This is a genomic window from Saccharopolyspora shandongensis, from assembly GCF_900106995.1.
Classification (GTDB): domain Bacteria; phylum Actinomycetota; class Actinomycetes; order Mycobacteriales; family Pseudonocardiaceae; genus Saccharopolyspora; species Saccharopolyspora shandongensis.
The window spans coordinates 91,686-104,392 of sequence record NZ_FNOK01000002.1 but is presented as its reverse complement, the minus strand read 5'-3'; the positions used below and the strand labels follow the sequence as shown (position 1 = coordinate 104,392).

The window sequence follows — 12,707 nt, the reverse complement described above, 5'->3', positions numbered from 1 at the left end:
GGGGCCGTGCGAGGTTCGGCTTCAGCAGTCGAACACCGACCAGCAGATGTCGTTGCGCAACCTCTGATCGTCGAGCACGAGCTCGCGGATCGCTTCCGGGAGCTGATCGCGCTGCCACAGGCACTCGAGTCGCCTCGCGGCCTCGCTCAGGCCTTCCGGCGCCGCTGCACGGGCGGCCTTGATCGCGTAGGCGGCCGCGCCGAGCTCGTGCGCGGCGACGTGGGCGACGGCTCCGGCCTGGCCGGCGGCGTACGCGGCATGCCGTGGCGCCCCACGCAGGTCTCTGGCTGCCCCCATCGCATGGCCGCCCGCCGCGCGCGCCTGCATCATCTTGACCTCGCCGCGCACCCAGGCCCGGGCATGCTCGATCGCCTGGCGCGGTCGCGGGTCCCCAGGCCGGGCCGACTCGAAGAGGTAAAGGATGTGCTCTGCGCACGAGGCAGCCCATAGCGCGAGGAGGCGGTGATCCGCATCGGTGAGAGTCCCACCGCGGCGGATCGTCACGAAGCGAGGGTCACGGACCTTCGGGAGGATCATGCCTCGCGCTCCCGCCTGCGCGCATCGGCGCGACTCCCCGCGGTGTGCCCCGGCGACCGGTCAGCCGCCTGGCGCAGGGAATGATCCAGAGCGCTCATCAGCCGGGCGACGCGATTTCTGCCGACTGTCGCGTGCGGGTAGCGGCGGAGCACGTCGATGAGTTCCGGTGTCGCCCGCTGCCGCGACCGTTCCAGCAGGGCATCCCCGATCGCGGGGTCACCGCCCGCCTCCATCTCCCCGATGCGTGCAGCGCTCGCGGAGGCTCGCAGGATGTGGCCGACTTGACTGGCCTGGGCGATGGGGTGCAGGTATGCGGCCGATGCGGCGTCACCGGCGGATCGCGCGGCCAGTTGCGCGGCTTCGGACGGCGCGGACCGGGCGGCTCGATGAGCGTCGAGGGAAGTGACGCGCTGCAGCTTCGTCCTGTTGGCACCGTTGATGAATGCCCAGGCCGCGTCGATCGCCGCACGGGGGCGCGGATCATCGGGAACAGCCTGCTCAAAGACCGGTAGGACGTCCTCTGCGTGCCGAACCACGTAACGCGCCACGACGCGCAGCTCGTCCATCGTCAGGTCGAAGTCTCCGGACACGGTGTGCGTGCTCTGTGCCATTCCCCTGAATCGTATCCTTGAAACGTCGGTTGAAACTCTGCGACGAATCCTCCACGCGCCTGCGTCGTAAACCCTCAAACGGGCCGCGAGGCCGGCGACATGAGTGGCGGGGTGGCCCCGGTACCCCGCGGGGCGGCCGGACCTATCACCCGCCATCGCACGCCGCTCACCCCCCATCGGAACCCGGCAGGGGCCCGTAGCTCCGCGACCGTCACGAGATGAGCGCGGGGACGAGCTTTTCGCGGGTTCGGTCTGCACACTGGACCGGTGCCGGAACTTCCCGAGGTGGAGGCGTTGGCCCAGCACCTCCGCGACAACGCCGTGGGCCGGACCGTCGAGCGCATCGACGTCGCGTCGATGAGCGTGCTGAAGACGGCGAGCCCGCCGTGGACCGAGCTGCACGGTCGCGCCGTCACCGATGCGGTGCGGCACGGCAAGTACCTGGATCTCGACTGCGGCGGGCTGCACCTGGTCTGCCACCTGGCGCGGGCCGGTTGGCTGCGCTGGTCGGACAGCCTGTCACCGGTGCCGCCGAAGCCTGGCCGGGGGCCGATCGCGCTGCGGGTGCACCTGGGCGGCGTGGGCTTCGACCTGACCGAGGCCGGCACCCAGAAGAAGCTGGCGGCGTGGGTCGTCGCGGCGCCGGCGGAGGTGCCGGGGATCGCGAAGCTGGGGCCGGACGCGCTGGGCCTGGACCTGGCCGGGCTGACCGAGGTCTTGGCCGGCCGCACCGAGCGGATCAAGACGCTGCTCACCGACCAGTCCGCGCTGGCCGGGATCGGCAACGCCTACTCCGACGAGATCCTGCACGCCGCGAAGCTGTCGCCGTTCGCGACGGCGGGCAAGCTCGACGCCGCCGCGGTCGAGCGGCTGCACGGCAGCATGCAGGAGATCTTGCAGGACGCCGTGGCGCGTTCGCTGAAGCAGGACGCGGCGCGGCTGAAGGCGGAGAAGCGGTCGGGGATGCGGGTGCACGCGCGCACCGGACTGCCGTGCCCGGTGTGCGGTGACGCGGTCCGGGAGGTGTCCTTCGCGGACCGGTCGATGCAGTACTGCCCGACCTGCCAGACCGGCGGCAAGCCGCTCGCCGATCGCCGGTTGTCCCGCTTGCTGAAGTAGTTGTCCACAGGCTGTGGACAGATCGGCCGGTTGTGCACAGGTCGTTGCCGCTGGTTGGACGTGTCCTTCCCGCTGAACGGAATAGTAAGGTACCGCTTACCGATGGAAACGGTGCACTGAGCGTAGCCGCCTTGATTCCAAGCGTGGCGGACGTGAAGATTGATGTTGTGCCGGAGATGTTGACTGAGCGGACGGTCCTGACCACGCTCGCCGCACTCGCCGTGCTCGGCATGTTCGTGCTGTTGTGCCGGGCGCGCCGGGTGAGCGCGTCGGTGGAGGACGCCACATTGGCGGCGCTGCACCGGGTGACCAGTGCGGCCCCGCACCTGCGGGCTGGGCTCACCCAGGAATCGGCCGACAAGACCGCGCCCCACCTGCGCGAGCTGCTGGCGTGCGTCGCCGTCGGCATCGTCGACGCCGACGGCACGCTGCTGAGCTGGGACGGCGAGGCGAACTACCACTACGCCGACCTGCGGACCAAGATCGAGCAGGTCCTGCGCACCGGCAAGCGCGAGTTCCTCGACCACGGCGACGTGACCTGCGACCACCGGCCCTGCCCGATGCGGCACGCCGTGGTGGTGCCGCTGGAGGTCGAGGGTGAGAACCGCGGCGCGCTGACCGTCATCGCCGGCGGCGACCGCAAGCGGCTGCTGCGCGCGGCCGCCGAGGTCGCCAACCACGTGTCGACCCAGCTGGAACTGGCCGAGCTGCAGGAGTCCAAGGAGCGGCTGGCCAAGGCCGAGGTGCGGGCGCTGCGGGCGCAGATCTCGCCGCACTTCATCTACAACGCGCTGAACACCATCGGCTCGCTGATCCGCACCGACCCGGAGCACGCGCGGGACCTGCTGCAGGAGTTCGCCGACTTCACCCGCTACTCGTTCCGCACCAGCGGGCTCTACACCACGCTGGCCGACGAGATCCGCAACATCGACCGCTACCTCACGCTGGAGAGCGCCCGCTTCGGCCCGGACCGGCTGAACGTGCAGCTCAAGATCGCCCCGGAGGTGCTGCCGGTGGTGGTGCCGTTCCTGGCGCTGCAGCCGCTGGTGGAGAACGCCGTCCGGCACGGCCTGGCGACCAAGCCCGGCGGCGGCACGGTGTCGGTGATCGCCGAGGACAACGGCACCGAGGCGCTGATCAGCGTGGACGACGACGGCATCGGGATGGATCCGGAGCTGCTCGACGCGGAGCTGGCCAACGCGCACCTGACCGGCGCGCACGTCGGCCTCGGCAACATCAACAACCGGATGCGGGCCACCTTCGGCAACGACTACGGGCTGGTCGTGGAGACCGAGAAGGGCGCGGGCATGAAGGTCATCATGCGGGTGCCGAAGTTCGCGCCGGGCGTGCGGCCGGTGCCGCCGCCGCCGTCGATCGACGAGCCGAGCGTCGGGTTGGCGGCTGGGCCGCAGCTCAGCCGGTAACGTCGAGGTATGAACGAGAAGGCGCCGCAGAAGTTCACCGACATGTTGACCGGGAAGCTGTCCGCGAAGCTGCCGGGCAAGCTGGCCGAGCGCGCCGAGCGCGGCCCGGTCGTCGCCGTGGTGAAGCTGCACGGCGTCATCACGCCGACGGCATCGCCGATGAGCCGGCCGACGATCTCTCTGCAGAACGTGGAATCCGCGCTGACGCGCGCGTTCGGGCACGACCGGCTCAGCGCCGTGGTGCTGTCGATCAACTCGCCGGGCGGCTCGCCGACCCAGTCGGCGCTGGTGGCGGACCGGATCCGGGGCCTGGCCGAGGAGAAGCAGGTGCCGGTGCTGGCGTTCTGCGAGGACGTCGCGGCCTCGGGCGGCTACTGGCTGGCCTGCGCGGCCGACGAGATCTACGCGCACTCGACGTCGCTGGTCGGTTCGGTCGGCGTGGTCAGCTCGGGCTTCGGGCTCACCGGGCTGCTGGAGAAGCTCGGCGTGGAGCGCCGGGTGCACACCGCGGGAACGCACAAGGTGCGGCTCGACCCGTTCAGCCCGGAGAAGGACGAGGACGTGCAGTGGCTGCGCGGCCTGCAGGACGAGCTGCACGAGCAGTTCCGCGCCTGGGTGCGCAAGCGCCGCGGCGAGAAGCTCGGCGGCGCCGACGACGACCTGTTCTCCGGCGAGATCTGGACCGGCGCGAAGGCCGAAGAGCTCGGGCTGGTAGACGGTTTGGGCACGCTGCGGGGCATCGTGAAGGACAAGTTCCCGGACGCGCACCTGCTGACGGTGGAGCCGCGGAAGCCGCTGCTGGCCCGCCTCGGCATGTCGTCCTCCGTCCGGCTCGGCGGCCGCAGCGGCGCGGACACCGTGCTCGCCGCGGTGGAGGCGCTGGAGCACCGCGCGATGTGGAACCGCTTCGGGCTCTGAGGATCCGGGCGAATTGTCGGTGAACACTTCGGGTCGCTGCGGCGGCCCGAAGTGGCCACCTGGATCCGGTGGAAGCGCTGCTCCACTCCGGCGAATCCCTTGCGAACGCTGGGTAATCGACGTGATCGCGCTGCGTAGATCACGACTTCGAGATGGTCACTCGTTCGGCCGCAGACGCTGGGCTGATCGGGCTAAAAGCCGTGCCGCTGAGCGGATTTCGGTGCTCTGCACCCCCTGGTGTCCAGCGCGCTCCGTTAGCAACTAGTTTGGTTGGCAGGCGTGACTGACCTCACTCGTCGGCTCGGGTGGCACGAGGCTGCGCCAGTGGGTGGGGGCCGACACTCGATCATGGACAGTGCGCCGTGGGCGCGGCAGGATATGGCGTTGCAGTGAGTACACGAGAGAATCCGGCGGGTCTGGTCGTTCTGGCCGTCGATGACGAGATGGCCGGGCTGGACGAGATGAAGTACCTGCTCGGCAACAACGCGCGGGTCGGACGGGTGTTGACGGCGTGCGACGCCTCTGAGGCGCTGCGGTTGCTGCGCAGCGACGATTCCGAGTTACTCGGCAGGCGCGACGAAGACGAGTCCATTGTGGACGCCGTGTTCGCGGACGTGTCGATGCCCGGGCTCAGCGGGATGGAGCTGGCCAGGGTGCTCACCGCCTTCCGCAATCCGCCTGCCCTGGTGTTCATCACCGGGCACGAGGAGAACGCGCTGGAGGCGTTCGAGGTCGGTGCGCTGGACTACATCATGAAGCCGGCCAACGCCGAGCGCGTCGACCGCGCGCTGCGCACCATCGAGAAGAACAAGGCCCAGGCGGCCAAGGGATCCCGCGCGCTGGAGGCGCCGGCGGCCGACGATGAGGTCATCCCGGTCGAACTCGCCGGCACCACCCGGATGATCCCGCGAAAGGACGTGCGCTGGGTCGAGGCGCAGGGCGACTACGCCCGGCTGCACACCGCCGAGGACTCGCACCTGGTGCGGATCCCGTTGGCGCAGCTGGAAGAACGCTGGGCGGAGGCCGGTTTCCTGCGCATCCACCGGTCGTTCCTGGTGTCGCTGCCGCTGGTCACCGAGCTGCGCATGTCGTCGTCCGGGTACTCGGTGGTGCTCGGCGGCGGGCCGTCGAAGGAGCTGCCGGTCAGCAGGCGGCACACCCGCGAGCTGAAGGACCGGCTGGTCCGGGCGCCACGGCAGGGCTGGGGCCAGCAATGAACCGCGGTTCGGTGGGATGAGCCCGGACCACGGCTTCGACATCCGCGCGCGGCTGGGCGATTCGAGGCCCCGCCCGCGCCGCAAGCGCGTCGTGCTCGCCGACCGCCGGACCCGGCAGGTCGCGCGCACCATCATGGAGCTGGAGGAGCAGACCAGCGTCGGCGAGGTGCTGGTCCGGCACCTGGTGAAGGTGCAGCTGCGCAGCGCGCTGGTGCTGACCGGCGTGGTCGCCGTCGTGCTGCTCGGGTTGCCGGTGCTGTTCTGGGCGGTGCCGTCGATCGGCGAGTTCGAGGTGCTCGGCTTCCGGCTGCCGTGGTTGCTGCTCGGCGTGCTGGTCTACCCGTTCCTGCTGCTGATCGGGTACCTGTGCACCCGCAGCGCGGAGCGGCACGAGCGGGACTTCATCCACATGGTGGAGCAGTGACCGCATGATCGACGACGGATTTCCACACCCCAGGAGCGGCGCGGTGCGATGGTTTCGAGTTCCTGGTCCCTGCTAGGGATCGTGCTGATCGTCGCGGCGACCCTGGGCATCGGAACCTGGGCTTCCCGGTCGGCGCGCACTACCTCCGACTTCTCCGCGGCGCGGCAGCTGGTGCGCGAAGAGCGCAACGCGGTGGCGATCTCCGGTGAGTACCTGTCGGCGGCGTCGTTCCTGGGCGTCGCGGGCCTGGTGCTCAAGGACGGCGTGGACGCGTTGTGGTACCCGATCGGCTTCGCGGCCGGATACCTGGCGCTGACGCTGTTCGTCGCCGCGCCGATGCGCCGCTCCGGCGCGTACACGCTGCCCGATTTCGCCGAGGCGCGGCTGGGTTCGCTGCGGTTGCGGACGCTGTGCACCGCGCTGGTGGTGTTGATCGGCTGGCTCTACCTGGTGCCGCAGCTGCAGGCCGCCGGGATGACGCTGGCGGCGATCGTCGGAGTGCACTACTGGGTCGGGGTTTTCACGGTCGCGGTGATCGTGCTGCTGACCGTGGCGACCGGCGCGCTGCGTGCGGTCACGTTGGTGCAGGGCTTCCAGTACTGGGTGAAGCTGTTCGCGATCACGGTGCCCGCGTTCGCGTTGTTCGTGGTCTTCGTCAACGCGCCGCCGCACCAGGCGCTCGACGAGCCGCTGCCGCCGGTCTTCCCGCGCGACACGACGGTGCACATCGACACCGACGTGCGGCTGCGGGTCAGCGAGCCGGTGTGGGCGGCCGAAGACACCAGCTCGATCTACCTGCAGCCCGGCGAGTACCCGATGCCGGCGGGCACCGACCTGCGGTTCCCGGCGGGCGCGGCGGTCCCGGTCGTCGCGGCGGCCGAGTCCGACAACGCGACCTGGCTGCGGCCGCACGGCGACGGCGTTTCCGGGCTGCTCGAAACGTATTCGGTGCTGATCGCGACGTTCCTCGGCACGATGGGCCTGCCGCACGTGCTCGCCCGCTTCTACACCAACCCGAGCGGGTCCGGCGCGCGCCGCACCACGTTGTTCGTGCTGGTGCTGCTCGGCGCGTTCTACCTGTTCCCGACGATCTTCGGGATGCTGTCGCGGCTGTACGTGCCGCAGCTGCTGGTCTCCGGCGAGACCGATGTGGCGGTTCTGCTGCTGCCGCAGGCGATGCTGGACAACTGGGTCGGCGGGCTGCTCGCGGCGATCACCGCGGCCGGTGCGTTCGCCGCGTTCCTGTCGACCTCCTCCGGCCTGGTGGTGAGCGTGGCCGGCGTGCTGTCCTCGCGCGACGCGCTCCGCGGCTGGACGCTCGACTTCCGGCTGGCGGCCGCGCTGGCCTGCCTGGTGCCGACGCTGCTGGCGCTGCCCGCGGACAGCCACGACATCGCGCGCAGCGTGGGGTTGGCGTTCGCGATGGCCGCTTCCACGTTCTGCCCGGTGCTGGTGCTCGGGATCTGGTGGCGCGGGCTCACCGCGGTGGGCGCCGCCAGCGGCATGGTGGCCGGCGGCGCCCTGGTGCTGATCGCGGTGGCGTGCACGCACTTCATCGAGGACGAGGCGGGCTGGTTCGCGACGTTGGCCGGGCAGCCCGCGCTGGTCACCGTGCCGATCGCGTTCGCGGTGACCGGCCTGGTCAGCGTGGCTACCCGGGCGCGGGTACCGGCCGGGGTGGGCCGGGTGATGCTGCGGCTGCACGCGCCGGACCGGCTCGGTTTCTTCGACGGCCGGCTCAGCGCGGAGCCCGCGGAGCCGGCGCCGACCGAGGGCCGCCACCAACGCTGAACGTGATCACGAGTAGTGGTCTTTGAACTTTTTGGGTGGATTCCCCGACGAATATAATCACCTTTCGTGTTTTGTGGTATAAACCAGTGAAAATCAATAGGCTGAACGGGTGAATTCGACCTGGTGAGAGGCAATTCGGAGCGTCCGCTTGGTCTCGAATAACTTCACTCGATCGTTAGCTTGCGTACTCCCAACGGGGCTTCACAGCGGTGGTCGAACTACGTAGCGTTCCCGCGTTGAACTGATTCAGCAGGCTCCCGTACCGGCGGCACCCGGGACGGAGCCTTTTCTTGTGGGAGGAACACCGTGAGCACCACGGACCAAATCGGGTCCGGGTCCGGTATCGACGCCGAAACCTGGGCCGCTGCCCATAGCAGCCCCGAATTCACCACCCTGCGACGCAGACTGCGCAACTTCGTCTTCCCGGTCTCGGCACTGTTCCTGGCCTGGTATCTGGTCTACGTGCTGCTCGCCGACTACGCACACGGCTTCATGAGCATCAAGCTGGTCGGCAACATCAACGTCGGCCTCGTGTTGGGCCTGCTGCAGTTCGTGTCCACGTTCGCCATCACGACCTGGTACGTGCGATTCGCCAACCGGGAGCTCGACCCGATCGCCGAGGGGATCCGCGAATCCCTCGAAGGCGGCGCGAGCGACAAGGTGGCGGACAACTCGGGCGACGAGGCGGCGGACACCGCTGAGGACTCGACTGACGACGCGCCTTCGAGCGACGACGCTCCTTCGGCCGACGAGGCCCCGGAGAAGTCCGCGGACGACAGTGCGGAGAAGGAAACCGCCGCCGATGACGGCGACGACGGCGACGGCGACGGCGCGAAGGACGACGGCGACGCCCCGGAGAAGTCCGCGGACGACAGTGCGGAGAAGGAAACCGCCGCCGATGACGGCGACGACGGCGACGGCGACGGCGCGAAGGACGACGGCGCGAAGAAGGACGACTCCGAGGGAGGCCAGAAGTGATCGCCGCATTTTCCCCGCTGGCCCAAAGCGGAACCGCGAACAACAGCGCGCTCAACATCGGCATCTTCGCGCTGTTCGTCGTGGTCACCATGGTCATCGTGTTCCGCGCCAGCCGGAACACCAAGACCGCGTCCGACTACTACGCCGGCGGCCGGGCGTTCACCGGCCCGCAGAACGGCATCGCCATCGCCGGTGACTACCTGTCGGCGGCGTCGTTCCTCGGCATCGCCGGGGCGATCGCGGTCTACGGCTACGACGGCTTCCTGTACTCGATCGGCTTCCTGGTGGCCTGGCTGGTGGCGCTGCTGCTGGTCGCGGAGCTGCTGCGGAACACCGGCAAGTACACGATGGGCGACGTGCTCAGCTTCCGGATGAAGGAACGTCCGGTGCGCACCGCCGCGTCGCTGTCCACCCTGGCCGTGACGTTCTTCTATCTGCTCGCGCAGATGGCCGGTGCCGGCGGCCTGGTCGCGCTGCTGCTGGGCATCACGAACAAGACCGGTCAGGCCGCGGTGATCTTCGTCGTCGGCGCGCTGATGATCGTGTACGTGCTGGTCGGCGGCATGAAGGGCACCACCTGGGTGCAGATCATCAAGGCGGTGCTGCTGATCGCGGGCGCCTTCGTGATGACGATCTGGGTGCTCGCCATGTACGGCTTCAACTTCTCGGGCCTGCTCGGCGCGGCCGCCGACGTGGCAGGCGACAAGGTGCTCAACCCGGGCGCCCAGTACGGCAAGACCGAGATCAGCAAGCTGGACTTCGTCTCGCTGGGCATCGCGCTGGTGCTCGGCACCGCGGGTCTGCCGCACGTGTTGATGCGCTTCTACACCGTGCCGACCGCCAAGGAAGCCCGCCGCTCGGTGGTCTGGGCGATCTGGCTGATCGGCCTGTTCTACCTGTTCACGCTGGTCCTGGGCTACGGCGCCGGGGCGCTGGTCGGCTCCGACGTGATCAAGAAGGCGCCGGGCGGCGTGAACTCGGCGGCGCCGCTGCTGGCGCTGGAGATCGGCGGCCCGCTGCTGCTGGGCTTCATCTCCGCGGTCGCGTTCGCGACGATCCTCGCGGTCGTCGCCGGCCTGACGATCACCGCGTCCGCCTCGTTCGCGCACGACATCTACGCGAACGTGATCAAGAAGGGCAAGGTGGACGACAAGGGCCAGGAGGTCAAGGTCGCCCGGATCACCGCGGTGGTCATCGGCATCGTGTCGATCCTGGGCGGCATCGCGGCCAACGGCCAGAACATCGCGTTCCTGGTGGCGCTGGCGTTCGCGGTCGCCGCTTCGGCGAACCTGCCGACGCTGCTGTACTCGCTGTTCTGGAAGCGGTTCAACACCAACGGCGCGCTGTGGAGCATCTACGGCGGTCTGGCGGTCACCATCGTGCTGATCGTCATCTCGCCCGCCGTCTCCGGCGCCGAGGACTCGATGTTCCCGTCGCTGAACTTCGCGCTGTTCCCGCTGAAGAACCCGGGCCTGGTGTCGATCCCGGTGTCCTTCCTGCTCGGCTACCTCGGCACGGTGCTGAGCAAGGACTCGGCCGACAAGGCCAAGCAGGCGGAGATGGAGGTCCGGTCGCTGACCGGCGCCGGTGCGGAGAAGGCCGTCTCGCACTGACGGGCTGAACCGCTCCACCCTCGAACGAGCGCCCCGTCCGGCCACGAGCCGGGCGGGGCGCTTTCGTCGGTCGTTCGGGTCAGGCGGCGCGCAGCTCGGATTCGGCGGCCGTGAAGTGCGCTTCCCACATGTCGCCGTCGGCTCGGCGGGGCGGGACGCGATCCAGCAGGGCCAGCACGCGCGGGTCGGTCATCCGCACGAATCCGGCGAACCGCGGCGCTCCGCCGTCGTCCGGAACCGTCGCTAGATGTCCCCAGTCGCTGCCGTTCGGCCAGCGGAGAATGGCTCGACGAGACATGGCTTTCCTTCCTGCCGGGCGGATTCCGCGAACGGACCTGAATCGAACAAGCACACTCTGGCACGGAGTCTCACGAAAACAGCGATTTCTTCGGGATCTCCGACCGAAAGCGTGATCAACTACGAAATGATCTCGTGTTATCGCAGGTGAGGGCAGGTTTCTCCGGGACGTGAGGCATTCGCCGGGGCGAAAGGCGAGTCTCTTACGCGGGCACCACGCATCGCGTGGCAGCATCGGGGTGTGACTACTCCAGTTCCTGGTCATCAGGTGCCCGGCGTGCAGCCTGAGGAGCTGCCCGCACAGCTGCCCGAGGGCAGCGTGCTGCTCGACGTGCGCGAGGCGAACGAATGGCAGGCCGGGCACGCGCCCGAGGCCGTGCACGTTCCGATGAGCGAGCTCGTGCAGCGGCTCGATGAGATCCCGGAGGCCGATCAGGTCTTCGTGATCTGCCGTTCCGGCGGCAGGTCGGCGAAGGTCGCCGCGTACCTCAACGCCAACGGCTGGGACGCGATCAACGTCGAGCGCGGCATGAACGGCTGGTCCGCGATCGGGCGGCCGCTGGTCTCCGACGACGCCGACGGCGAGCCGTACGTGCTGTGACGGCCAGACCTCCCGGCCCCGGGCGGCCGGGCGTGGAGTGGGTCGCCACCCCGCCCGGCGGCCCGCGGCGGATCCGGCCGCCGCGCCGACCGCGCCGCTACACCGGCCCGCCGGCCTACCCGGCCGTGCCGCGCTGGGGCTTCCCGCTGCTCGCGTGGCGGTGGCCGCTGGCGCTGCCGCTGCGGCCGCACGTCGATCCGATGCTGCGGGCGGTGTCCGCCGCCGGGACGGCGGTGGTGGCGCTGTGGATCACCGCAGGCGTGGCGGCGCTGGCCACCTTCGCGGAGTGCTGGCGGTACGTGCTGCTGCTGATCAGCCGCAGCCAGGCGCTTCCGCGCACGCCGCTGGCGATCTCCGACGTGCTGGTCGGCACGACCGGCACGATCCTCTGGGTGCTCGGCGTGCTCTCCGGTGTTTTCGTCGTCCTGTGGGGCCTGCGGGCGCGCGCTGCGGCCGCGGAGCGCATCGGGGTGCAGAGCGCCCGGCCCGACTGGCAGGTGGTCGTCGGCGTCCTGGTGCCGGGGCTGAACCTGTCCGTGCCGGGCTCGACGCTGGCCGAGCTGGAGCATTCCGTGCTCGTCGCGGAAGGCGTGCGCAGCCGGGGCGATCGGCCGTTCCCGACGCTGCGCGTCCGGTTCTGGTGGGCGGCGTGGGTGGGAACCCTGCTGCTCGGGTGGCTCTCGTTCGGCTGGGGATTCTTCGACAGCGTGCAGGCCCAGGCGGACGGCGTCGTGCTGCACGTGCTCAACAACGCCCTGGTCACGGCCCTGGCGATCACGACGGCGCTGATGATCAAGTACCTGATGCGGCTGCTCGCCCCGCTGGACCCGACGGAGCTCAAGCAACTCCGGGTCCGCGCGGTCCGCGCCGCCCCGCCCGCACCCCGGGCCACCCGCCCCACCAGCGCTCCGCGCTGACCCCGAGGTTCCGCGGTTTCCAACGAGGTTTTTTCATCCTCGTTTTGCGTGGCGGTGCGGGTGGCGGAACCTCAGCGTCCGCCTGGCTGTGGGTGCCCAACCTGATGTATGTCCAATACACGGCGGTTGGGCCGTCCTCGCCAGGCGAACGCTGAGAACCCGCGGCGGTGCGAGCTGCGTGGGTGGGTTATGCGCCTGCGGCGCATGCGACTGCTTCCGGGACACGGTCCGTTGGCTGTCGCGGCTGCGGTCACCAGCCA

Annotated in this window: 12 protein-coding genes and 1 pseudogene; 10 read left to right on the top strand and 3 right to left on the bottom strand. The window is 69.7% G+C overall.

Annotated elements, in window-relative coordinates; all coding sequences use genetic code 11:
• Window positions 1-21 precede the first annotated feature (21 nt).
• Both BLW84_RS02255 and BLW84_RS02250 read right to left on the bottom strand, forming a co-directional pair.
• Entirely contained in the window at window positions 22-537 is a 516-nt protein-coding gene (locus BLW84_RS02255; RefSeq protein ID WP_093260712.1) for a putative immunity protein, read from the bottom strand.
• Window positions 534-1,103, bottom strand: a complete 570-nt coding sequence (locus BLW84_RS02250; RefSeq protein WP_093261081.1) for a putative immunity protein — start codon at window positions 1,101-1,103, stop codon at window positions 534-536. Before BLW84_RS02250 ends, BLW84_RS02255 begins: the two co-directional genes overlap by 4 nt.
• 312 nt (window positions 1,104-1,415) lie before the next feature.
• On the opposite strand from BLW84_RS02250, the gene BLW84_RS02245 reads away from it, so the two are divergent.
• From BLW84_RS02245 to BLW84_RS02210, 8 genes and pseudogenes are all read left to right on the top strand, one after another.
• Complete coding sequence (locus BLW84_RS02245; protein WP_093260710.1) at window positions 1,416-2,267, top strand: Fpg/Nei family DNA glycosylase; 852 nt, start codon at window positions 1,416-1,418, stop codon at window positions 2,265-2,267.
• A gap of 158 nt (window positions 2,268-2,425) precedes the next feature.
• Complete coding sequence (locus tag BLW84_RS02240) at window positions 2,426-3,691, top strand: GAF domain-containing sensor histidine kinase (RefSeq protein ID WP_425441671.1); 1,266 nt, start codon at window positions 2,426-2,428, stop codon at window positions 3,689-3,691.
• 9 nt (window positions 3,692-3,700) lie between these two features.
• Entirely contained in the window at window positions 3,701-4,609 is a 909-nt protein-coding gene (locus tag BLW84_RS02235) for a S49 family peptidase (RefSeq protein ID WP_093260708.1), read from the top strand.
• A 389-nt stretch (window positions 4,610-4,998) separates the two neighbouring features.
• Complete coding sequence (locus tag BLW84_RS02230; RefSeq protein ID WP_093260706.1) at window positions 4,999-5,826, top strand: LytR/AlgR family response regulator transcription factor; 828 nt, start codon at window positions 4,999-5,001, stop codon at window positions 5,824-5,826.
• A gap of 16 nt (window positions 5,827-5,842) precedes the next feature.
• Window positions 5,843-6,250: a hypothetical protein gene (locus tag BLW84_RS02225; protein WP_093260704.1), complete on the top strand. Its 408-nt coding sequence runs from the start codon at window positions 5,843-5,845 to the stop codon at window positions 6,248-6,250.
• Window positions 6,251-6,298: 48 nt separating this feature from the next.
• Complete coding sequence (locus tag BLW84_RS02220; protein WP_093260702.1) at window positions 6,299-8,041, top strand: sodium/solute symporter; 1,743 nt, start codon at window positions 6,299-6,301, stop codon at window positions 8,039-8,041.
• Window positions 8,042-8,365: 324 nt separating this feature from the next.
• Window positions 8,366-8,692, top strand: a pseudogene (locus BLW84_RS48845) (DUF485 domain-containing protein); the annotation flags it as partial.
• Window positions 8,693-9,108: 416 nt separating this feature from the next.
• Window positions 9,109-10,632 (top strand): solute symporter family protein, encoded by a 1,524-nt coding sequence (locus BLW84_RS02210; RefSeq protein ID WP_245760903.1) that lies wholly within the window; start codon window positions 9,109-9,111, stop codon window positions 10,630-10,632.
• A gap of 79 nt (window positions 10,633-10,711) precedes the next feature.
• Here the strand turns inward: BLW84_RS02210 and BLW84_RS02205 are convergent, their stop codons facing one another.
• Window positions 10,712-10,930 (bottom strand): hypothetical protein, encoded by a 219-nt coding sequence (locus BLW84_RS02205; protein WP_093260698.1) that lies wholly within the window; start codon window positions 10,928-10,930, stop codon window positions 10,712-10,714.
• Window positions 10,931-11,206: 276 nt separating this feature from the next.
• Between BLW84_RS02205 and BLW84_RS02200 the strand changes: the two genes are divergently transcribed.
• Window positions 11,207-11,530, top strand: coding sequence for a rhodanese-like domain-containing protein (locus BLW84_RS02200; protein ID WP_093260696.1), 324 nt, complete (start codon window positions 11,207-11,209; stop codon window positions 11,528-11,530).
• Window positions 11,527-12,447: a DUF4328 domain-containing protein gene (locus BLW84_RS02195; protein ID WP_245760876.1), complete on the top strand. Its 921-nt coding sequence runs from the start codon at window positions 11,527-11,529 to the stop codon at window positions 12,445-12,447. Before BLW84_RS02200 ends, BLW84_RS02195 begins: the two co-directional genes overlap by 4 nt.
• The last annotated feature ends 260 nt before the right edge of the window (window positions 12,448-12,707 follow it).